The organism is Streptomyces sp. CNZ287 (assembly GCF_007827615.1).
Genome location: NZ_VISV01000015.1, coordinates 24,084 through 45,386, shown reverse-complemented (window position 1 = coordinate 45,386; position 21,303 = coordinate 24,084). Strand labels below are relative to the sequence as shown.

General features: G+C 71.6%; 20 protein-coding genes and 4 pseudogenes. 10 read left to right on the top strand and 14 right to left on the bottom strand.

Features of this window, described 5'->3' with window-relative positions:
• Positions 1-56: 56 nt before the first annotated feature.
• From FB457_RS24540 to FB457_RS24535, 3 genes and pseudogenes are all read right to left on the bottom strand, one after another.
• Positions 57-1,185, bottom strand: a pseudogene (locus FB457_RS24540) (IS256 family transposase); the annotation flags it as partial.
• Positions 1,137-1,265, bottom strand: coding sequence for a hypothetical protein (locus FB457_RS36380; RefSeq protein ID WP_301540193.1), 129 nt, complete (start codon positions 1,263-1,265; stop codon positions 1,137-1,139). The pseudogene FB457_RS24540 and the gene FB457_RS36380, both read right to left, overlap by 49 nt.
• Before the next feature lie 107 nt (positions 1,266-1,372).
• Positions 1,373-1,780, bottom strand: coding sequence for a type II toxin-antitoxin system PemK/MazF family toxin (locus FB457_RS24535; protein ID WP_145783310.1), 408 nt, complete (start codon positions 1,778-1,780; stop codon positions 1,373-1,375).
• Between the two features lie 212 nt (positions 1,781-1,992).
• On the opposite strand from FB457_RS24535, the gene FB457_RS24525 reads away from it, so the two are divergent.
• Both FB457_RS24525 and FB457_RS24520 read left to right on the top strand, forming a co-directional pair.
• Positions 1,993-3,195: an IS110 family RNA-guided transposase gene (locus tag FB457_RS24525; RefSeq protein ID WP_145783309.1), complete on the top strand. Its 1,203-nt coding sequence runs from the start codon at positions 1,993-1,995 to the stop codon at positions 3,193-3,195.
• A gap of 221 nt (positions 3,196-3,416) precedes the next feature.
• Positions 3,417-4,369: pseudogene (locus tag FB457_RS24520) on the top strand (IS701 family transposase).
• Here FB457_RS24520 and FB457_RS35360 read toward each other — a convergent pair.
• The 3 genes from FB457_RS35360 to FB457_RS35355 are packed head-to-tail and all read right to left on the bottom strand — an operon-like array spanning position 4,263 to position 5,221.
• On the bottom strand, positions 4,263-4,505 hold the full coding sequence (locus tag FB457_RS35360; protein WP_186462047.1) for a cupin domain-containing protein: 243 nt from the start codon (positions 4,503-4,505) through the stop codon (positions 4,263-4,265). The pseudogene FB457_RS24520 and the gene FB457_RS35360 sit on opposite strands and share 107 nt — an antisense overlap.
• A 45-nt stretch (positions 4,506-4,550) precedes the next feature.
• Positions 4,551-4,880, bottom strand: coding sequence for a TcmI family type II polyketide cyclase (locus FB457_RS24515; RefSeq protein ID WP_047019412.1), 330 nt, complete (start codon positions 4,878-4,880; stop codon positions 4,551-4,553).
• Positions 4,881-4,882: 2 nt separating this feature from the next.
• On the bottom strand, positions 4,883-5,221 hold the full coding sequence (locus FB457_RS35355; protein ID WP_047019413.1) for an antibiotic biosynthesis monooxygenase family protein: 339 nt from the start codon (positions 5,219-5,221) through the stop codon (positions 4,883-4,885).
• 607 nt (positions 5,222-5,828) lie between these two features.
• On the opposite strand from FB457_RS35355, the gene FB457_RS24505 reads away from it, so the two are divergent.
• The 3 genes and pseudogenes from FB457_RS24505 to FB457_RS24495 form a co-directional block, all read left to right on the top strand.
• On the top strand, positions 5,829-6,374 hold the full coding sequence (locus FB457_RS24505; protein ID WP_047019414.1) for a SigE family RNA polymerase sigma factor: 546 nt from the start codon (positions 5,829-5,831) through the stop codon (positions 6,372-6,374).
• Positions 6,371-7,552 (top strand): hypothetical protein, encoded by a 1,182-nt coding sequence (locus tag FB457_RS24500; RefSeq protein ID WP_145783307.1) that lies wholly within the window; start codon positions 6,371-6,373, stop codon positions 7,550-7,552. The genes FB457_RS24505 and FB457_RS24500 overlap by 4 nt, the downstream gene beginning before the upstream one ends.
• Before the next feature lie 80 nt (positions 7,553-7,632).
• Positions 7,633-7,865: pseudogene (locus FB457_RS24495) on the top strand (ATP-binding cassette domain-containing protein); the annotation flags it as partial.
• A 43-nt stretch (positions 7,866-7,908) separates the two neighbouring features.
• Here FB457_RS24495 and FB457_RS24490 read toward each other — a convergent pair.
• Positions 7,909-8,724 carry an endonuclease gene (locus tag FB457_RS24490; RefSeq protein ID WP_145783306.1) on the bottom strand — a complete coding sequence of 272 codons (816 nt, stop codon included), beginning with the start codon at positions 8,722-8,724 and terminating at the stop codon, positions 7,909-7,911.
• A 383-nt stretch (positions 8,725-9,107) separates the two neighbouring features.
• On the opposite strand from FB457_RS24490, the gene FB457_RS24485 reads away from it, so the two are divergent.
• Positions 9,108-10,301, top strand: coding sequence for a M14 family zinc carboxypeptidase (locus FB457_RS24485; RefSeq protein WP_145783304.1), 1,194 nt, complete (start codon positions 9,108-9,110; stop codon positions 10,299-10,301).
• A 264-nt stretch (positions 10,302-10,565) separates the two neighbouring features.
• Here FB457_RS24485 and FB457_RS24480 read toward each other — a convergent pair.
• Positions 10,566-11,129: pseudogene (locus FB457_RS24480) on the bottom strand (6-phosphogluconolactonase); the annotation flags it as partial.
• A gap of 125 nt (positions 11,130-11,254) precedes the next feature.
• The gene (locus FB457_RS36375) at positions 11,255-11,632 is read right to left on the bottom strand and encodes a hypothetical protein (RefSeq protein ID WP_047019418.1); all 378 of its coding nucleotides are present in this window, start codon (positions 11,630-11,632) and stop codon (positions 11,255-11,257) included.
• Between the two features lie 274 nt (positions 11,633-11,906).
• Here FB457_RS36375 and FB457_RS24470 point away from each other — a divergent pair, with 274 nt between their 5' ends.
• From FB457_RS24470 to FB457_RS24455, 4 genes are all read left to right on the top strand, one after another.
• On the top strand, positions 11,907-13,223 hold the full coding sequence (locus FB457_RS24470; protein WP_486589122.1) for an NAD(P)/FAD-dependent oxidoreductase: 1,317 nt from the start codon (positions 11,907-11,909) through the stop codon (positions 13,221-13,223).
• Between the two features lie 292 nt (positions 13,224-13,515).
• Positions 13,516-14,064, top strand: coding sequence for a 2Fe-2S iron-sulfur cluster-binding protein (locus FB457_RS24465; protein ID WP_145783302.1), 549 nt, complete (start codon positions 13,516-13,518; stop codon positions 14,062-14,064).
• Positions 14,061-15,056: an FAD binding domain-containing protein gene (locus FB457_RS24460; RefSeq protein ID WP_047019420.1), complete on the top strand. Its 996-nt coding sequence runs from the start codon at positions 14,061-14,063 to the stop codon at positions 15,054-15,056. The genes FB457_RS24465 and FB457_RS24460 overlap by 4 nt, the downstream gene beginning before the upstream one ends.
• Positions 15,053-17,164 carry a xanthine dehydrogenase family protein molybdopterin-binding subunit gene (locus FB457_RS24455; RefSeq protein ID WP_145783300.1) on the top strand — a complete coding sequence of 704 codons (2,112 nt, stop codon included), beginning with the start codon at positions 15,053-15,055 and terminating at the stop codon, positions 17,162-17,164. Before FB457_RS24460 ends, FB457_RS24455 begins: the two co-directional genes overlap by 4 nt.
• 112 nt (positions 17,165-17,276) lie before the next feature.
• Here the strand turns inward: FB457_RS24455 and FB457_RS24450 are convergent, their stop codons facing one another.
• The 5 genes from FB457_RS24450 to uppS all read right to left on the bottom strand — a co-directional run bounded on the left by FB457_RS24450 (position 17,277) and on the right by uppS (position 21,291).
• On the bottom strand, positions 17,277-18,215 hold the full coding sequence (locus FB457_RS24450) for an oxidoreductase (RefSeq protein ID WP_145783298.1): 939 nt from the start codon (positions 18,213-18,215) through the stop codon (positions 17,277-17,279).
• Positions 18,216-18,235: 20 nt separating this feature from the next.
• Positions 18,236-18,538, bottom strand: a complete 303-nt coding sequence (locus tag FB457_RS24445; protein ID WP_145783296.1) for a hypothetical protein — start codon at positions 18,536-18,538, stop codon at positions 18,236-18,238.
• The gene (locus tag FB457_RS24440) at positions 18,535-19,041 is read right to left on the bottom strand and encodes a MarR family transcriptional regulator (RefSeq protein ID WP_222439518.1); all 507 of its coding nucleotides are present in this window, start codon (positions 19,039-19,041) and stop codon (positions 18,535-18,537) included. The genes FB457_RS24445 and FB457_RS24440 overlap by 4 nt, the downstream gene beginning before the upstream one ends.
• Positions 19,042-19,111: 70 nt before the next feature.
• Complete coding sequence (locus FB457_RS24435; protein WP_145783294.1) at positions 19,112-20,575, bottom strand: oxygenase MpaB family protein; 1,464 nt, start codon at positions 20,573-20,575, stop codon at positions 19,112-19,114.
• Positions 20,572-21,291 (bottom strand): polyprenyl diphosphate synthase, encoded by a 720-nt coding sequence (uppS, locus tag FB457_RS24430; RefSeq protein ID WP_145783399.1) that lies wholly within the window; start codon positions 21,289-21,291, stop codon positions 20,572-20,574. The genes FB457_RS24435 and uppS overlap by 4 nt, the downstream gene beginning before the upstream one ends.
• Positions 21,292-21,303: the final 12 nt, after the last annotated feature.

Here is a 21,303-nt window from a genome sequence, read left to right as displayed (position 1 = left end):
CGGGCGCGGCGCAGCCCGACGCGGCATCCCCACCCCATCCACAGGTCTTGACAATTACTCGCGGTGGGGTCCAGCGACATCAGTGCCATGTAGACGTATTTCAGGGCGGCTTGCTCGTTGGGGAAGTGGCCGCGGGCGCGGACGGTCCTGCGTATGCGGGCGTTGACGCTCTCGATCGCGTTCGTTGAGCAGATGACCTTGCGGATCTCCACGTCGAAGGACAGGAACGGTACGAACTCGGCCCAGCCGTTCTCCCAGAGCCGGTGATCGCCGGATACTTCTTGCCCCAGGTCTCCGGAGAACTCCAGGAAGCGGCTGGTGGCGGCGTCCTCGCTGGGCGCGGTGCAGACCGGCTTCACGTCCTTGGCGAGCTTGTCCCAGTCCGCGCGGGAGGCGTATCGGAAGCTGTTGCGGATGAGGTGGATGAAGCAGGTCTGCACGATGGTGCGGGGCCAGACAGTCTCCACCGCATCAGGCAATCCCTTGAGCTGGTCGCAGACCAGCATCAGCACGTCGTTAAGGCCGCGGTTCTTCAGCTCGGTGAAGATCTGCCGCCATAACTTCGCGCCCTCGCCGCCGTCGCCGGCCCAGATCCCGAGGATGTCGCGGTGGCCCTCGACGGTCACGGCCATCACGACGTAGACCGGCCGGTTGGCGACCTGCCCGTCGCGGATCTTCACGTGGATAGCGTCCACGAACAGCACGGGGTAGACCGTCCCGAGACGAGCGGCCGGTTCTGCCACTCAGCCATGCCGTCCATCACGCTGTCGGTGATCGTGGTGATCGTCGACTTCGACACGCCCGCGCCGTAGCCCTCGGCCAGGTGGCGGAGATCTCGCCGTGCGTGAGGCCCTTGGCGGACAGCGACAGCACCATCTCGTCCACCCCGGTCAGCCGCCTCTGCCGCTTCTTCACGATCTGCGGCTCCAGGCTGCCCTCGACGTCCCGCGGGACGCCCATCTCGACCGGGCCGACGTCGGCGGTCACCGTCTTCGAGCGGCGGCCGTTGCGGGAGTTGCCGCCATCCCGGCCGGCCGCCTCGTGCTTCCCGTAACCCAGGTGGTCGGTCATCTCGCCATCGAGAGCGGACCCGACGACCCGCTTGGTCAGCTGCGGCAGCAGCCCGCCCTCGCCGGTCAGATGCAGCCCTCGGCCCGGACCCGGTCGACCAGCATCCCGACCAGCCGATCGTCCACGACCGGCACCGCGGTGGCATCCCGCCCCGCCAGCCCCTCGTTCCCAACCTCGAGTACAACATCAGTCATTCGGTGTCACTCCGTGATCCAGTTCCACCGTCTGTTGTACACGCCCTGGGGGGGAGGGGGTTGCCGTCGGTCATGGTCGAGATCGAGCTGGGCAGCAGAGGCGTCCGCTACTCATCGAGTCTTCCGAGACGGCGGGCATCTTTGATCTCGTGGAGTCTGGCAGCCGTCATCGGGGTCCACTCCCTGCTCTGTCCAGCGGCATGGAGGGCTTCTTCAATCTCGCTGAGCTTCGCGGGGGACAACACGCCCACCCGCTCGATCAGGTCGTCCCGGGCCACGGTGGTCAGCCATGTGCAAGGTGTCAACCCTGGACGCGGGAACGCGAACCGCAGCACGCCGTCGAAGGGCACTCCTTCCAGGGGGCCTACGGCCACTTCAACGCCGAGGCCGCTGATGTCGACACCTGCTGGAGGGACGACCTGCATCGCCTGGAACCCGGATGACTCTTCGTCCGACAGCAGCACGACCGGGCGTCGCTCGTCGAAGGCGACCCACCAGACTTCGCCGCGTTGCATGTGTCCTCCGTAGGTTGTTAGGCGGCCCGGGAGGGCCGGATGTGGCTTATGTGTCCTTGCCTTCAGTGGCTTCCCAGGAGTGGCCGTCCGGTTCTCCGGGGCGCCCTGGCTGCTGATTGAGATGTGCGCGCTGTGTGCGGTCGCTGATTACGGAGACGACAGCGGGGTGTTCCTCGGGCCGACGACATGCCGGATGGTCCGAGGAGGATCGAGTGAACGAGCGGAAAGCCCAGGTCTGGGCCGGTGTCGATGCCGGCAGGGGCCACCACTGGGCGGCTGTTGTCGACGAGACCGGTGCGACGCTGTGGTCGAAGAAGATCGACAATGACGAGTCCGCGATCCTGACCGCGCTGGGGGAGATCCTCGGCCTGGCGGACGAGGTGCACTGGGCGGTGGACATCTCCGGCACGTCCTCCGCGCTGCTGCTGGCCTTGCTCGCGGCCCACGGTCAGCGGGCCGTCTACGTGCCCGGCCGCACCGTCAACCGCATGTCGGGCGCCTACCGGGGCGAGGCGAAGACCGATGCCCGCGACGCCTACGTCATCGCCGAGACCACCCGTCACCGCAACGACTTCGCCACCATCGACGTGCCCGCCCAGCTGGCCGCCGACCTCGCGCTGCTGACCGCCCACCGCACCGACCTCGTGGCCGACCGGGTGCGGATGATCAACCGGCTGCGCGACGTGCTCACCGGCGTCTTCCCCGCGCTGGAGCGGGCCTTCGACTACTCCGCCCACAAGGGCGCGCTGGTGTTGCTGACCGGCTACCAGACCCCGGCCGCGATCCGCCGCCGTGGCCGGGCGAGGCTGGCGGCCTGGCTGGCCAACCGCGCAGTGCGCGGCGCCGACGCGGTGGCCGCGACCGCGCTGGAAGCCGCCCGAGCGCAGCAGAGCGCCCTGCCCGGCGAGGACGTCGCCGCGCAGATCATCGCCGACCTGGCGGCACAGATCCTGGATCTCGACGACCGGCTGAAGCGGATCGACAAGCAGATCCGTGAGAGGTTCCGCAGCCATCCGCAGGCCGAGATCATCGAGTCGCTGCCCGGCGTGGGCCCGATCCTTGGCGCCGAGTTCATCGTCGCGGCCGGTGACCTGTCGGCCTACGCGGATGCCGGCCATCTGGACTCGGCGGCCGGGCTGGTGCCCGTCCCACGTGACTCCGGCCGGCGCACCGGCAACCTCCACCGGCCCAAGCGCTACAGCCGCCGCCTGCGACGGGTCTTCTACCTGTCCGCACAGACCAGCATCATCCGCGAAGGGCCGAACCGGGACTTCTACCTCAAGAAGCGCGGCGAGGGCTGCAAGCACGTTCAGGCCGTCATCGCCCTGGCCCGGCGACGAGCCAGCGTGCTGTGGGCACTCCTGCGTGACGGACGAGTCTTCACCTCCGCCCCGCCGGTCACGCACGCGGCTTGACTTCGTCATTGAGACTCCTGGCACGAGCCGGCGGGTGAACCTGCGTGCCCTGAGTGGGACGCGGAAGGGATGCGGCCCCGGCTTCGCACGTCGTGACCGAGGCGTAGCGAAGAGGGGTGCGGCCACCGGTGATCATCGGTGTGTGAAGACTGAAGATCATGCGGTGGGCCGCAGGCCACAGCGTAGACCCCGCCCGCTGGCAGGAGGCGTTCGAGGTACTGATGGGCCGGATAGCGGGCCGGTTCGCGCGGGTTGAGCCCCGGCGCCGGGTGAGGGATCCGGTGCTGGGGCTGCTGTCGGACCTGCCGCGCAAGAACTGCTGGTCGACGAGACCGGGGACGTGAAGAAGGGCACGCACACCGTCGGTGTCCAGCGTCAGTACACCGGCACAGCCGGGAGGATCGAGAGCGCGCAGGTCGCGGTCTACCTCGCCTACGCGGGCCGCCGTGGGCATGCGGCGGTGGACCGTGAGCTGTACATCCCGCGCTCATGGACGGGCGACCCGGCCCGCTGTCGGGCCGCGGGCCTGGGTGAGGACACCGTCTTCGCGACCAAGCCGGAGCCGGCTGCCCGCATGATCGGCCGGTTCCTTGACGCCGGGCACCGCGTGGGCTGGGTCGCGGGGGGCGAGGTCTACGGCGGCAACCCGAAGCTGCGGTCCGCGCTGGAAGAGCGCGGGGTCGGCTACGCGCTCGCTGTCGATTGCTCCGCTGAAGCCACCACCGGTGCGGGGACGTTCCGGGCCGATGCCCTGGCCGCCAAGGTGCCGAGGCGGGCCTGGCAGAAGCTGCCGGCCGGGGCTGGCGCCAAGGGACAGCGCTTCTACGACTGGGCCGTCATCGAGCTGGCCGACCCCCGGGTCCGCAGCCGCCAGCTGTTGCTCCTCCGCAATCGCACCACTGGCGAACTGGCCTACTACCGCTGCTGGTCGCCGCCCCTGTGCCCCTGACCATGCTGGTCCGCGTCGCCAGGTCAAGATGGCGGGTGGAGGAGACCTTTCAGTCCGAAAGGGCCTGGCCGGACTGGACGAACACCAGTCCGCCGCTTCACCTCGTGGTCTCGCTGGGTCACCCTGGCCCTGCTCGCTCACGCCTTCCTCGCTGTCGTTCGCGCTTCTCCGGGTCCTGATGGGCCCGGGTTCGGTTCTCGATGCGGTTGCGCTGGCCGCGGGTGATGAGCAGCGCCTGGTCCGATTCCAGCGGTACTTCTTCGCCGTCGACGGGTGTCAGCAACGGCCGTGTGCTTCCTGCCTGCCGCAGGGTCGGCGCCACGTTCGCCACGGCGGCGCTGGCGCCCTTTGTCTCAGCCATGACTGGTCCTTTCGCTTTCTGCGGTGTCGAGATCCTCACGACCGGTCAGGGGGTGTCAGCTTCCCAGGTGTAGAAGATGTGGGCCCGGGAGTCCTTCAGCTCCTTCCAGGCGGCGTCGTATGGTGTGAGAAACCGGCCGACGCGTTCGTTGACCTGCTGGAACAGCGCGCTGCTCCGGGCCCGGTAGAGGCGGTCCATGATGTCGTCGTCGGCCTCGATCAAGTGCATGTAGAGATCGTGGAACCGGAAGAGCACGCGCCTTCGCACGCCGATTTCGCGCGGCAGCACGGTTTCGTCGTGCTCGGCGAAGGCAGCCGCCACGTGCGGGGCGTCCGCCGGGTTCATCCTCAGCACCATGAGAGCGCGATACGCCATGGTCACGCTCCGTCGGGTCGGCCCGCGTCGTACGAGTGGACGACGTCGCAGGAGAGTGGGACAGGCCGGGACACCGACCGGCAGTACGCGAAGTACTCCGCCAGCCGCGGGTCGTCGTGCATGGACCGGAAATCCGCTTCCGACTGCCACTGGGCGTAGTTGACGACGTGCTCGCCATCGTGGCTCAGGTGGAAGCTGGCCGAGACGAACCCGGGCAGGTGGCGGATCAGCTCCTCCGTCACCTGGGCCATGCGATCGCAGAGCTGTTTCTGCTCATGGCGATGCACGGGGAAGACGTTGACGAGAGTGAAGAGAGGACTGGCTGCGGAGATGGACGCCATCGAGCACCGGCCTTCGTATCGGCGGGGAGCAATTCCGGGACGGAGCCCGGGAAAGAGCACGCCGGGCGAGAGCGGAACCGGCGCGAGCAACGTGAGAAGCTGAACCCTGCCCAGCGGTATCGGCGATGAACAGACAGCCCGCCTCGCTTGTGATTTCTCCACAGAGTCCGGTCGAAAACGAGGACACCTACCGGGCCACCCAAGTGGGTGTAATTTTGTGATCAGTCTGATCGGCCCCAGGGGTCTGCATCGCGTGCCAACCCCCTGCCCACATCGGTCCACAGGCTTGCCGCCAGCAGTGCGGAAGATCGCGGAATGGCTGGCCCACGGCCGGACCGGGACGCCGGATACGTCACCGGTGCGTCGCTCAAGGTGGACGAGGGCCCGGCCGCCTGAACGGCTCGTTCTCCAGCCCTCACCCTCACCCCGGCCGAGGCCGACCGCCTGCGGCGGACGCTGGGCGAGGGCTGACGGGGGCTGACGGGGGCGGACGGGCGGCGGAGCTGTTCGAATTTTCTCGACGGACCCGGCATAGCGGGGCGGTCCCGTACGCGTCCATGAGGGTGACAGGCGACCACGAGCCGAGGACAACCGAACACGGGGAACCATGAATGATGAGGAAGAGCGCCGCTTCCGCGAGTTCGTCGCGGCGCGCTCGCCCGCGCTGATGCGTACGGCGACCCTCTTGACCGGCGGCGACGTACACGCCGCCGAGGACCTGCTGCAGACCGCGCTGGTGAAGGCGGCGGCGCGGTGGGGCAGGTTGGAGAGTCCCGAGGCGTATCTGCGGCAGGTGCTCTACCGGCAGCAGGTGAGCCTGTGGCGGCTCTTACGCACGCGCCGCGAGACCACGGTGGCCGAACTTCCCGAAGCCGTGCGCGACGACCCTGCCGACGCCGCCGAGCTGCGGATCCAGATACGCCGGGCGCTGGCCCGGCTCACGCCACACCAGCGCGCCATGCTGGTGCTGCGCTACTTCGAGGACGCCCCCGAAAGGGAGGTGGCCGAGCTGCTCGGCTGCTCGGTGGGCACGGTCCGCAGCACGACGCACCGGGCCCTGGCCAAACTGCGCAAGCTGGTGCCGGAGCTGGACCCCGGCGCCGCCTCCCGCAGCCCCGAACTCGGCAACTCACCCTCGGAGGTGCGGAAATGAACGCTGACCGGCTGTTGCGGGAGACCCTGCACGATTGGGCCGAGGAGATACCGCCCCCGCCCGGCCCGGACCTGGCGGACCGGGCCCTGCTACGGCGCCGCCGGCGCCGGGCGACCGCGGTGACGGTGACGGCCGCCGCCTTCGCGCTGCTGGTGGGCGGAGTGGCGGTGCCGGTGCTCGCGGAGACCGACCGGCCGGTCCGCCCGGAGCCGGAGCGAATGATCAACGACGACGTGTCCGCACACCCACGCGAGTCCCCGCCGCGCCGCCTGGTCGCCGCCGGGAACGTCGCGGTGTCCGCGTACCAGGCGGACCAGAGCACCGAGGAGCGGGACGGTGTCGAGCGGACGACGTACACCTGGCATCTGTACGACCCCGGGACGCAGCAGTACGAGAAGACGCGCTGGGGCTGGCTGGACGTCGCCCCCGGAATGCGGCAGGCGGCGGTGCTGGAGAAGACACTGCCTGCGTCCCGGGTCGGGATCCTCGAGCTGGACACCGGAAAGGTGACGAAGTGGATCCCGTTGGAGCACGAGGCGGGCGGGGTGCAGTGGTCGCCGGACGGGAAGCGGCTGGTGGTGACCGCGTACCGCGGATACCCGGATGTCGAGACGGATGACCTGGATCGGTATACGTCGTCCCATGCGAGGACCGGCTATTACCTGGTCGACGTCGACTCGGGGCGGAAGGAGTACCGTCCGACGGGCGTCGACACGGACGGCAGGTCCGTCGGGGTCGGCCGTATGGACGTGCGGTGGAGCCGGGACGGCACATCGCTGAGGGTGCTGGGGGCGCCGGGCGGCGACACCATCGTGACCTGGTACGACCTGGAAGGCCGGGCGAGGAAGAAGGCGCCCCCGTACGAGGGACTGGACCAGGCGCATGCCGGCCTGTCCCCGGACGGCCGCCACTACACGGTGGGCGACGGATGGAGGGCGACCGTGAAGGAGACACGGACCGGCCGGACGGTCCCCGGGTCGAGCGGGAGCATGACCCTCGCGTGGGCCGACGACGGGCGCCTGGTGCGCTGGGAATGCTCGCCGGATCGGAACTGCGTGCAGGGCATGGGCGAGCGGCTGGTCCTGACCGACCCAGCGGGGCGCGACAAGATCCCGCTCACAGGAGCCCGGTACGAGAACACCCCCCGGGACTGGGAACCGCTGATCACCCAGCGCTGACCCGGCCCGGCGCCCGCCGCGCAAACAGGCGAATTCCTCGGTCGGTGCCCACGCAACGCCAGTTGGCTCTTCTGTGCCGGCACTTCCGTTCCGGCGGCATGCAGCAGCGCGTCGTCCTGTGTCGCGCGCTGCTGCATGAGCGGCCGGTGCTGCTGCTTGACGAGCCGTTCGGCGATGTGGACCCGCCGGCGCGGGAGCTGAACCGCGTCAAGGGGGGACGGGCACGACCATCGTGCTGGTCGCCCACTCCATCGCGGGGGCCGTCCACCCCGGCACCCGGGCCGAGGTGAGGAGCGCCCGCCCCGGCCTGGTCATCCGGTCACTCCCCTACCGCACGGTCACGCCTTGGAGGATCGTTACGGCCAGATCGAGTCGACCCACTCCGGGTGGTCGATGAACGGGTTCCGGTTGTGCTGGATCTGGTCGAAGATCACCTGGTTGCGGTTCTTCTCGAAATCGCTCGGCGTGTCCTGGTCGTTCCACTCCTTGAGGACCGAGAGCTTGCCGATGGCGGGCGACGAGCCGTTGTTGACCTGGTCGTTGGGCTCCAGGTCGGCGAAGCCGTCGTTGCCTTCGTAGCGCACGGCCATGTAGAGGATCATGCGGGCGACATCGCCCTTGACGTCGTCGCGGGGCTCGAAGGAGTCGTCGTCGGTGAAGCTCCCCGGGGCCTGGTCGACCGGGCTGCCGCCGTAGTCGAAGTCCTTGTTCCCGCGGGTGCTGTTGACCGTCACGTCTGTGGGGCGCAGGTGGTGCACATCGGTGCCCGGACCGGTCGAGGTACCGAAGTCGCCGTGGCTCTTGGCCCAGACGTGCTCGCGGTTCCAGTCGTCGGCGTTGCCGCCGTTGGAGTCCTTGCTCTGCGAGACACCGCTGTAGAGGAGGATGACGTTGTCCGGGTTCGCCGGGTCCTCGTCGGTCTCCATGAGCGCTTCCCAGACCTGGCTGTATGAGATCTTGGTCTGGTCGCTGATGATCGTGTGCAGGGCGCTTTTGAGCTCGTCGCCCTCCTTGCCGAGCGCGTCCTTGTAGTACGTGTCGTCGTACGCGACGACGGAGGACGTTGCGGGTTCGGCGGGCGTCGCCGCGACGGAGGGCAGGGTACCGGTGGCCGCCGCGGCCAGAGCCACGGCGGAGATCAGCGCGGTGCGCGGTATTCGGGACGTGTCCACGGAAGAACCTCTCTCCGGGAGTCGGCACCTGCCGGTGCCGGGTGTGGGGGGTGGCGCGTGGGCCGGCCGGGTGCCGGACCTCCAACGAGCGTGACAGCACGCGCAGTTGGCTTCAAGTACGTACCCGCAGGTGGCCGCGCGTAGACCTGATTTCCCGTGCTGCAGCGGTGTCCGGCGCGGGCGGTGCTTTCGCGTTCGGCGGAGTTCAGCAGCCACCTTGCGCACCCCTCGACGGCGACTGCGGCCCACAGCGCGCAGGACGGCCGCCACCAGGCCAGGTACGTATACGACAGGAGCGTCGTCCCGTTCACAGATGTCTCTTGAGCGTTTAGAGTGACGCACGCCCCCCTCAGCAGTGCCTTGTGACGCCTGAGGAGCAGTGAATGTCTGCACGAAATTGGGCCGCCACCCTGGCGAGCGCCGCCCTGATCGCCGGCCTCTCCACCTTCGCCGCCAACGCCGCCGACAGTCCCGCCGCCGGCGCGATCCCGCCGGTGTCCCACTGCGGCACCGAGGCATCCGGTTCCGGCAACAACGGCTTCGTCGACTACCGGCAACTGACCGCCGCTCTCCGGCAACTGGAGACCAGCACCGGCGGCATCGTCGACGTGGAGGTGGCCGGGTACTCCAACCAGGGCCGCGCCATCCACACCGCGCGCGTCGGCGAGGGCGACAAGGTCGTGTACGTGCAGACGCAGATCCACGGCAACGAGATGCACGGCACCGAAGCGGCCCTGGAACTGCTCAAGCAGTGGGGCTCCAACAGCCCGGAGGCCAAGAAGCTGCGGGAGAAGGTCACCGTGGTGGTCGTCCCCCGGCTGAACGTCGACGGAGGCGAGCTCGACCAGCGGCAGAACGACATGACCTGGAACGAGGTCGTCGCCGACTTCCCGCAACTGGCGGGTGTGTCCCCGGCGTGGAACTACAACTCCCGGGTCGGCGGTTTCGACGTCAACCGTGACTTCAACCCGAACCTGGACTACGTTCCCGCCGCAGAGGACTTCCCGGGCAACAGCGCCGACACCGGCTGGTACATCACCCCCGAGGCGCAGACCTCCCGGAACGTCTACCGTTCGCTGGAGCAGGAGTTCGGCACGGTCGATTACTTCGTCGACCTGCACAACCAGTGGTCCTGCTACGCCACCGAGGACATGGAGAGCATGTCGCCGCTGTCCATCTCGGCCAAGTTCATCGACAACCCGGCCGAGTTCGGCAACTGGCCCAAGTTCGACCTGGACGCCTCCAAGCGGGCCAACGTCGCCGTCTACGAGGCTCTCCAGGAGCGGGGCGAGTCTTCCTACGGCAAGCTGACCCTCTACCCCCAGTCCACCAACCTGCCGGGCACCGCGCTCGGTTCGTACCAGCTCCGCGGCTCCGCGGTGGTTCTCTTCGAGACGTCCTCGCAGACCCAGTACGACGGCATGAAGCGCAACGGCATGCTCGCCAAGATTGTCGAGACCGGACTCGGCGGCCTGGTCGACGCCGTCGCGGACGGCTCGGTGAACTCCCTCGACACGGGCGCCTACGACGCCATCCCGAACCGCGTCACGCTGCCTTCCGACGGCCCCCGCGCCTGACGGAGGGACGGCCTGCCGGCATCGCCCGGTGCGCCGGTTCTCCCCTGGCTCCGCACCGGCACTTCGGTCCGGAGCCAGGGGAACCATCGCCCGCCGGGAGACGCCACACTGCGTTCTGCTCAGTCGCTCGCCCCGCTCCTCGCGTACGGCGTGGCCCTCCGCCCAAGGCGGCGGCGCCGGCGTACAGCGCCGGGTTCCGCAGTCGACGACGAGGGTCGCCGGCCACTGCGGGTCGTACTCGGTGCTCGCGGCCAGCCGGCGTGCCGCCTCCCGCTTGTTCGGGCCGTGTACGGCCATCACCGCGCGGCGGCTGTGCGCGACGTTGGTGCGTACGCCCACGGTCACGCCGTGCCGGGGCACCTCCGTCAGGTCGGAGAAGCCGGGGGAGGTGTTCATGTTGTCGGCGCGGGTGGTCTCGGCGAGCGCCGTGATCCGGCTGCCCGAGTCCGCCGCCGTGCCCGGCGGGTTGAACGCGACGTGCCCGTCGGACGCGCCCGAGGCCAGCAGGAACAGGTCCACCCCGCCGGCCTCCGCCAGCCTCGCGTCGTACGCGGCCGGCTCCTGCGGGGACGGGAACCACACCGCGTCGGCGGGCATCGAACGGCCGTGGCCGGCCGCCGCGTTGAGCGGTCCGGCGATCTCCTCGGCGGCGAAGCGGTGGCAACTGATGTGCGCGGCCTGGTCGACGTCCCGGAAGCCGCCGCCCGGCGCCGGCAGCACGTACTCGTCCATCATCGCGATCGCGACGTGGCGCAGGTCGGGTCCGCGGGCCCCGGTCAGCCGGGCCAGCGCCCGGTAGCCCGGGCGGGGGCTGCGACCGCCGGGCACCCCAGCACGTAGCGGCGGCCGGCCTGCCCGGCGGCGGCGATGCCGCCGGCGATCTCGGCGGCGAGTGCCGCGCCGAGGCCGTCGGGGGTGGCGAAGACGCGGGGGGCGAGGGGGCAGGCACGAAGTCACTCCCTGACGGCGCCCGCGAGCATGCCGCTGATCATGCGGCGCTGCAGGGCGAGGGAGGCGATGAGCACGGGCAGGGCGACCAGGACGGCCGCGGCGGCGGTGCCCCCCGGGTCGCTGTTGCGGCGGTTGCCCGAGAGTCCTCCTGCTCCGGGCTCGGCATCGGCGAGCGGTACGCCGCGCTCGGCGGCCCGGCCACCCCCGGAGCCCGGGAGGTGGCGCGCCTCGCGACCGCAGGCGACACCGCGGCCGGCCGGGTCCTCGACGGCGCCGGCGCCGCGCTCGGCACCGTACTCGCCATGGCGGTCCGGCTCCTCGAACCCGCCCGCGGTCGTCCTCGGCGGCGGCCTCGGCAGCGCACCGGGGCGGCTGCGCACCGCGCTGGACCACGCGTACCACCGCCGACCGCCGCCCGCCCCGGCCCCCGCCCCTGCTCACCGCGGCACTGGACCCGGACGCCGCGCTCATCGGCGCCGCCTGCCTGGCGGCGCTCCCCGTCGTGAGGCCGGGGACACCGGGCCGCTGAGCCGCCCGCGCGACCGTGGCGATACCTGGGCACGGGCCCGGGTGGCGCCCCCGGATGTTTGATCGCATGCTGCAGGGAGACCCGGGTGCAGGAGTGGTCGTCTTCCCGCGGAGGTGACGGATCGCGTGCCGCGCGAACGGATCGTGGTCGTGGGAGCCGGTTTCGCCGGCTACCAGGCTGCTCGCACGCTGGCCCGGCGAGCGCCGGACGGCGCCGAGATCGTGCTCATCAACCCGAACGACTACTTCCTGTACGTTCCCATGCTGCCGTACGTCGCCACCGGTGTGCTCGAAGCACGCCACATCTGCGTCCCGCTGGCCCGGCTCCGGCCGCGCGTGCGGCTGGTGCTCGGCGAGGTGGACACCGTCGACCTCGACACCGGACGGGTACTGTGGACCGGTCCCGAGGGCCACCGCGGCGAGACCCCGTTCGACCGGCTGGTGGTCACCGTCGGAAGCGTCAGCAAGCTGCTGCCCGTCCCTGGCGTCGCCGAGCACGCGCACGGCTTCCGCGGCATCCCCGAGGCGCTGTACCTGCGCGATCACGTCACCCGGCAGATCGAGCTGGCCGCAAGCACCAAGGACGAGGAGGAGCGCGCGGCGCGCCGCACCTTCGTCGTCGTCGGCGCCGGCTACACGGGCACCGAGGTGGCGGCGCACGGCGCGCTGTTCACCAGGGCGCTGGACCGCCGCTACGACGCCCGGCGCGACGGCCCGCGCCCGCGCTGGATGCTGCTCGACATCGCCCCGCGCATCATGCCGGAGATGGACGAGCGGATGTCCCGCTCCGCCACCGACGTGCTGCGCCGGCGCGGCGTCGACGTGCGCACCGGCAGGTCGGTGAAGGAGGCGACGAGCGACGGTGTGCTCCTGGACGACGGCGAGTTCGTCGGTACCCGCTCGCTGATCTGGTGCGTGGGCGTGCGGCCGGACCCGCTGGTGGAGTCCGTGGGCCTGCCGCTGGAGCAGGGCCGGCTGGTCGTCGACGAGTTCCTGAACGTCCCCGGGCACCCCGAGGTGTACGCCTGCGGCGACGCCGCCGCCGTGCCGGACCCGGACAGGCCCGGCGAGTACACGACGATGACCGCGCAGCACGCGATGCCCCAGGGCCGGCTCGCCGGCCGCAACGTCGCCGCCTCCCTCACCGGCGGCCGGCAGCAGCCCTACCGGCACCGTCCGCGCGGCTTCGCCGTCGACCTCGGTGGCGTCAACGCGGCCGCCGACCCCTTCGGCGTCCAGATCGCGGGCCCGCTCGCCGCCGCCCTCACCCGCGGCTACCACCTGCTGGCCATGCCCTCCGGGCGCGCCCGGGTCGCGGTCGACTGGACCATGGACGCCCTGCTGCCGCGGCAGGCGGTGCAACTCGGGCTCGTCGGCTCCTGGTCGGTACCCCTGGACACCGCCTCCCCGGAGACGCCGCGCATCCCCGACGGCCGGGAGTGAACCACGCCGGGCCGGACCTCGTCCCGCCCACCTCCGCGGTAGCGGCCGGACGGCGCCCGTCGCGCCCATGGCCGCCTGCGGCGGCCCTCCACCGTCGTCGCGGGGCCCGGCGCCGGATCCGTCGGGGCGCGCCGACACGCGCCCGGGTCCATAGGTCCCGGATCCGGATTTTTTGTCTGTAATGTCCAGTGGTGAGCGTCGGTGCGCGTGGTGCGGTCACCGGGTTTCGCCCGGCGCAGCGTGGTACCCCAGCGCTGGGACCGACACCGGAGCGCGCCCCGGGAGGCGGCATATGGAATACCGGATCACCCTTCGGGTGGACGGCACGGAGAGGTCCGTGACGGTCGACTCGCGCACCACGCTGCTCGACGCGCTGCGTGAGCGTCTGGGGGTGACCTCACCGAAGAAGGGCTGCGACCACGGCCAGTGCGGCTCCTGCACGGTGCTGCTGGAGGGCCGCAGACAGCTCGCCTGCCTGACCTTCGCGGTCGCGCACGACGGTGACCGGGTGGTCACCGCCCAGGGTCTCGGCGAGGTGCGTGGCGACGGCGGACTGCACCCGGTGCAGCGGGCGTTCATCGAGCAGGACGGCTTCCAGTGCGGCTACTGCACCCCGGGCCAGGTCTGCTCCGCCGTCGGCATGCTCGACGAGGCGGAGGCCGGCCACCCCAGCCACGCCACCCGGGACCTGATGCCGCCCGGTGCGCCGGACTCGCCCGTACCGCTGGACGACGAGGAGATCCGCGAGCGGATGAGCGGCAATCTGTGCCGGTGCGGGGCGTACGTCAACATCGTCGCCGCGGTGCGCCAGACCGTGACGGCATCGCCGGGGGCGTCGTGATCCCCTTCGAGTACCGCCGGGCCGCAGACGCCCGGGAGGCGGTGGCCACCGTCGCCGCCCGCCCGGACGCCGTGTTCCTCGGCGGCGGCACCAACCTGGTCGACCATATGAAGCTGGGCGTCGCCACGCCGGACATGCTTGTCGACGTGTCGCGGCTGCCCCTCACGGAGGTGGAGGAGACGCCCGGCGGCGGGCTGCGCATCGGCGCGACGGTACGCAACAGCGACCTGGCCGCCCACCCCCTGGTACGGCAGCGGTACCCGGCGCTGGCCCGGGCGCTCCTCTCCGGCGCCTCCGGGCAACTGCGCAACGCTGCCACCACCGGCGGGAACCTGCTGCAGCGCACCCGCTGCCGCTACTTCCAGGACGTCACCACACCGTGCAACAAACGCGAGCCCGGCTCCGGCTGCGCCGCCATCGGCGGCTGGGACCGGCACCACGCGGTGCTCGGGGCCTCCGAACTCTGCATCGCCGTGCACCCCTCCGACATGGCGGTGGGCCTCGTCGCCCTGGACGCGACGGTGCATGTGCTGGGCCCCGACGGCGCCCGTACGCTGCCGCTCTCCGATCTCCACCGGCTGCCGGGAGACGCCCCGGAACGGGACACGGTGCTGGCGCACGGTGAGCTGATCACCGCCGTCGAGCTGCCGCCGGCGAGCGGCATGACCCGGCGGTCGACGTACCGCAAGGTCCGGGAGCGCGCCAGCTACGCGTTCGCGCTGGTGTCGGTCGCCGCCGCGCTGGACCTGGACGACGGCGGTGTCGTACGGGACGCGCGGATCGCGCTCGGCGGCGTCGCCCACAAGCCGTGGCGCGCCGAGCGGGCGGAGGACGTGCTGCGCGGCGCTCCCGCGGCGGAGGAGTCCTTCCGCCTGGCCGCCGACGCCGAGCTGGCCGCCGCCGAGGTACGTGACGGCAACGCGTACAAGGTGCCGCTGGCGCGCAACACCATGGTCGCGGTCCTGCGCGACCTCACGGAGGCAAGGCGATGACCACACTCCGCCCCCGCGCCGTCGGCACCCCGCTGCGGCGCCTGGACGGCCCGGCCAAGGTGACCGGGACCGCCCGCTACGCGTTCGAGCATCCCCTCGAAGAGCCGCTTTACGTCCACCCCGTGCAGGCCACCGTCGCCCGCGGCCGGATCACCGGCGTGGACACCGAGGCGGCCGCGGCCTGCCCCGGCGTCGCGGTCGTGCTCACCCCCCGTGACGTACCCCGGCTGGAGAACACCGGCGACGAGGAACTGGCGGTGCTGCAGTCCGGCATGATCGCCTTCCGCGGCCAGCTCGTGGGCGCGGTGGTCGCCGAGGACGTGGAGACCGCCCGGCACGCGGCCTCCCTGGTGCGGATCGCCTACGAGGACGAGCGACCCGATGTCGAGCTGCGCTCCGACCGCGACGACCTGTACGCCCCGGAGACCGTCAACCCCTTCTTCGCCACCGACACCGAGGACGGCGACGTCGACGCGGCGATGGACCGGGCCCCGGTCACCGTCGACGTCACCTACACGACGCCGATGGAGCACAACAACCCGATGGAGCCGCACACCACGGTGGCGGTGTGGCAGCCGGACTCCGCGGTGCGGTTGCTGCTCTACGCCTCCACGCAGGGCGTGCACACCGTAGGCACCGCCCTCGCCCCGCTGTTCGGGCTGGAGGCCGACCAGGTTCGGGTGATCTCTCCGCACGTCGGCGGCGGGTTCGGCTCGAAGGGCATGCCGCACGCGCACGACGTGCTGGCCGCGCTGTGCGCCAGGGCGGTGCCGGGCCGGCCGGTGAAGCTGGCGCTGACCCGCCAGCAGATGTTCACGCTCGCCGGGCACCGCACCCCCACGATCCAGCACCTGCGGCTGGGCTGCGGGACGGACGGCCGAATCACCGCGATCGGCCACGACGTGGTCGAACACACGGCCCATATCAAGGAGTTCGCCGAGCAGACGGCCGTCGGCACCCGGATGATGTACTCCGCGGCCCACCGCCGCACGTCGCACCGGCTGGCGGCGCTGGACGTACCCGTGCCTTCCTGGATGCGGGCGCCGGGCGAGTGCCCTGGCTTCTTCGCGCTGGAGTGCGCGATGGACGAACTGGCCGCCGCCTGCGGCCTGGACCCGGTCGAGCTGCGGGTACGCAACGACCCGCCGGAGGACCCGGAGACCGGACGTCCGTGGTCGGGGCGGAAGCTGGTGGAGTGCCTGCGCGAGGGCGCCCGCCGCTTCGGCTGGGACCGGCGCGCCGCCGCACCCGGCGCCCGCCGCGAGGGACGGGAGCTGGTGGGCCTCGGCGTGGCGTCCGCCACGTACCCGTACAACGCGGGCCAGGGCTCGGAGGCGCTGGTCCGCCACGAGGGCGAGGGCCGCTGGACGGTGCGGATCGGCGCGGCCGACATCGGGACCGGGACCTGGACGACGCTCACCCAGATCGCCGCCGACGCGCTGGACGCGACACCCGACGACGTGATGCTGCAGATCGGCGACACCGCCCTGCCCCCGGCGACGGTGGCGGGCGGCTCCTCCGGCCTCGCGTCCTGGGGTTCGGCGGTGGTCGCGGCCGTCCGCGCCTTCCGCGAGCGGCACGGCGACGACCCGGCGCCGGGCGCCGAGGCCCGCGCCGGCACGCCGGAGAACCCGGACCAGGAGACGTACGCGCTGCACTCCTTCGGCGCGCACTTCGCCGAGGTGCGGGTCGACGCCGACACCGGCGAGATCCGCGTGCCGCGGATGCTCGGGGTCTTCTCCGCGGGCCGCATCGTCAACCCGCGCACCGCCCGCTCCCAGTTCCTCGGCGGGATGACCATGGGCCTGTCGATGGCGCTGCACGAGCACACCGTGCTGGACCCGCGCACCGGGCACGTGGTGAACAACGACCTCGCCGATTACCACATCGCCTCGCACGCGGACGTCTGCGACATGGACGCGGTCTGGCTGGACGAGGAGGACCCGCACAGCAACCCGATGGGCACACGCGGCATCGGCGAGATCGGGATCGTGGGCTCGCCCGCGGCCGTGATCAACGCGGTGTACAACGCGACGGGCGTGCGCGTGCGGGACCTGCCGGCGACCCCGGACAAACTGCTGGCGGGCCTGGACGCACTGCGCGCATGACGTCTCCCGGGTATCGGGATCGCGTTCATCGACGCGCCGCGGCAGTCGTTGCGGGCCACCAGGGTGCGCAGGGCGGCGTGGACGGCGGTCGCCTTGTCGGCCGGTGCCGCCGCTACGCGCCGGCGGGGGTGCGGACGTCGAGGGCGACACCGGTCTCGCGCTCGGAGACCTTCCAGAGCTTCGCGACGGCCCGGTCCCTCCCGATCCTGCGCAGCACCGGCTTGCGGACCGGGGGACCGTTGTTGCCCCACAGCGGCCCGTAGAACTCACCGCCTTTGGCCGCCGGGTCGGTGGCGGCGCGGAGCTGCGGCAGCGCGCCGTCGTCGGCGGACATGCCGGTGCGCTGTGCCAGGGCATGGAAGAACCGCTGGGAGGCGCCGCCTTCCGAACCCTGCACGCTGACCGCCTGCAAGTCGGTGTGGGACAGGCCCGGATGCGCGATCAGGCTTGCCGTGCCCGCGCCCGCCCGCCGCAGCTCGCGGTGGAGTCCGAGCCCGAAGTGGAAGTTGGCCAGCTTCGCCTGCCCGTACGCGCGCCACGGCCCGTAGCGGCCCTCCAGATGGGGGTTGGTCACGTCGACGGCGCGGCCCAGATGGTGGGCGGTGCTGGTCACGGTCACGACGCGGGATCCGGGCGTGCGCAGCAGTGCGGGCAGCAGGAGCGCGGTCAGGGTCCAGTGGCCCAGGTGGTCGACGGCGAACTGCATCTCGAAGCCGTCGACCGTCCGCGCCTTGCCGATCGCCATCACTCCCGCATTGTTGACCAGAAGGTCGAGCCGGTCGTGAGAGGCGAGGACCTGCCCGGCGGCCTCTTTCACGGACGCCTGCGAGGACAGGTCGACCGCGACAATCTCCAGCGAGGCACCCGGGACCGTCGTCCGGATCTTCTCGGCCGCGGCAGCGGCTTTCCTCTGATTCCGCACGGCCATCACGACGTGCGTTCCCTTGACCGCCAGGTTCCTGGCGGTCACCAGTCCGAGCCCGCCGTTGGCGCCGGTGACCAGGGCCGTGCGGCCGTGCTGGTCAGGGATGTCGGTTGCGGTCCAGCCCATTCGCACCTCCGCATGAGTGCTCATTCAGCATGTGGCGTGTACCTGCGGTCTGCAAGCCGGGCGGTGGGGCTCGTCGCCGACGCTCCGGGTGCTGCCCGCCGGGGGCGGTGAGAGGAGCACCCGGAGGTGCCTTCAGCGGCCCGCCGCCGGCCGCGGCCGGGCGGGAGCGCGACCACCGCCGCTGCGGCCGGGATGGCGACGAGCCCGGGCGGGATGGCCTGGGTGTCCGTCACTCCGGCCGCCATCTGGACCGCGAAGCCGGCGGCGGCGACCAGAAGAGCGGCGACCGTCAGGTTGCGGCCGGCGGTGTGTCGCAGGCTCATGAGAGCTCCTCGTCCTGTGCCTCTGTGTGCGAGGTGGGCTGTTCCGGTTCGCTGGTGAGGGTCTCGGCGTGGCGCAGCAGAGTCAGCAGCATGTCGGTGAGCGCCGCGCTCTGCTCGCTGTGGCGCCCGCCGAGGGGAGCCAACCGCTGTTCCTCGATCCTGAGGACCTCTGCCCGGGCGGCGGTGACCAGCTCGGCGCCGCGTTCGGTCACGGTGAGCTGCACTGCCCGGGTGTCGCCTGGATGGCCGGTGCGTTGCACCAGCCCCGCCCGCTCCAGCGCCCGCGCCAGCTTGGAGACGTGCATCGGCTCCAGCCCGATGAAGTCGGCCAGTTCCCGCTGCCGCGGACGGGCTCCGCCGGCCGAGAACGCGGAGAGTGAGGCCAGGACGCCGTACTGCGACGACGTCAGTCCCAGCGGCGCGAGGGCCCGGTCGATCGCCGTCCGCCAGCGGAGATTCAGGTGCCAGACCAGGAAGCCGGTGGAAATGTTTACCGTAAGCAAGTTTCGTATCTGTCCGCGTACGCTCGCCCCGCCCGGGCCGCCGGGTGCGCCGCGGCCTTCCCGGTACTCGTCAGGCGTCGGCGAGGAGGGGGTCGTACGGGGTGCCGGCGCGGCGGCCCGCCATGAAGGAGAGGAAGTCGCCCACGAAGGCGCTGCGGCCGTAGGTGCCGTCGGTGGTGGTGAGATCGCGGTGAAAGGCGGTGCGGAAGAGGGTTCGGTATTCCTCCGCGTCGATGCTTCCGCTGCCGTCCTTGTCGGTGGCGTCGAAGAGGACCTCGGCGACCCGGATGAGCGCGGGTCCGGCGAGGGAGGGGACGGCGGTGGCGTACTCCTCGGCGCTGACGCGGCCGTCGCCGTCCGTGTCGAGGGCGGCCTGGAGCTCGCGCCACCAGGCGGCGAAGGCGTCGTATAGCCCGGCCTCCTCGGGTTCGTCCAGGTCGAGGCGGGTGGAGAGTTCGCGTGCCATGGCGGCGAGGTCGGGCCAGTCGAGGTGGCCGTCGCCGGTCTGGTCCAGCACCCGGAGGAAGAACTCCTCCGCCGAACGCCGGTGCTCTGCCGTCGCCGCCGAAGGCGCCGGGCCGGGGCCGGTGCCGCCGCCCAGGGGGGTGAGGAGCCGGAGCAGGGCCGAAGCCCGATTCATCCGGGCGCGCAGGGCGGACACGGTACGGGCGCGGGGGTCGTCGCTGCCGGGCGGGAGCGAGAGGGTTTCGATGATGCTCTCCGCGTTGATCCAGCCCTCGGGCAGGAAGCGGGTGAGCCCCGCGGCGAGGTAGGCGCCCTGCATGAGGGTGGCGGCGCCCGGCGTCTCGGGCAGGCCGGCCCGGCGCCGGTACGGCTCGGGGAGCGAGGCCACGGTGATCGCGCCGATGAGCGGACCGGCGACGGCGCGCCCGGCCGCCCACAGTGCCGGTGCGCCGTCGAGCAGCGCGGGCGCGGGCAGGTGGTCGAAGAGCCGGTAGAGGATGACGCGGGCCGCCTCGGTGTTCTCCAGCTCGTTCTCGACGACCCGGTCGAAGTACGGCCAGAAGTCGTTCAGCTCCTCGGGGAGTTCCGCGGCATCGCCGTCGAGCGCGGCGAGGAACGCGCGGTACTCGGCGTACATCCGCTCCATCGTGTCCTGGCCGAGCGGCTGGCCGCTCAGCCGGCACATGGTGACGGCGCTCTCGAAGAGGGTGGCGACCACCCAGGCGCGGATCGCGCGGTCCATCGCGTCGTAGGCGCGGCCGCGGGAGTCGGAGCCGCTCATGCGGGCGTGCAGCCGGTTGAGCCGGGCGGCCTCCCGTTCGCGTACCGCCGGGTCGGCGCCGAACATGCGCCGCATGCTGAGGAAGGTGTTGCGGAGCCGGCGCCAGGGGTGGGCGACGAAGACCGAGTTGTCGACGAGGGCGGCGCCGATCTGCGGGTGAGCCGCCTCCAGCACGGTGGCGCGGATGATGGCCAGGGCCCAGCGCGGGTCGTCGAAGAAGCCGCTGAACTTCGATTCCGGGCCGAACAGGGGCGCCCCGCCGGCCGTTCCCGTGGTTTCGGTGGTCATGACCGGTCTCCGTTCGTCCGGGCGGGTACGCCGCCGAAGCGGCGGTCGCGGCGCCGGTAGGCGTGCAGGTGGGCGAGGAAGTCGGGAGCCCGGAAGTCCGGCCACAGCACCTGGGGGAAGACCCACTCGGCGTAGGCGACCTGCCAGAGCATGAAGTTGGAGATGCGCTGCTCACCCGAGGTGCGGATGACCAGATCCACGTCGGGGGTGTCGGGGAAGGGCAGGTGGTCCGCGAAGAGCCGCTCAGTCACCTCGTCGGCGGGCGTCCCGCTACGGATCAGCGACCTGGCGGCCTCGACGATGTCCCGGCGCCCGCCGTGGTCGAAGGCGACGGTGAGCGTCATCCCCCGGTTGCCGGCGGTGAGCTCCGCCAGATCGTAGAAGTCCCGGGCCAGTGCACGGGGGATGCGCGGGTCGGCGACCCCGAGGAAACGGCAGCGGATGCCGCGCGCGAGCAGCAGCGGCGCATGCGTGCGCACGACCCTGCGCACCAGCCGCATCAGGAACTCGACCTCAGTGCCGGGGCGGATCCAGTTCTCGGTGGAGAAGGCGTACAGGCTGAGCCACTCCACGCCGGCGGTCCTGGCCGCCTCGATGACGTCGATGACCGCGGCCTCCGCGGCCCGGTGACCCGCCGTACGGGGAAGCGAACGCTGCTGCGCCCACCGGCCGTTGCCGTCCATCACGCACGCCACGTGCCGCGGTCCCGCACGCACCGCCCCGTCCGG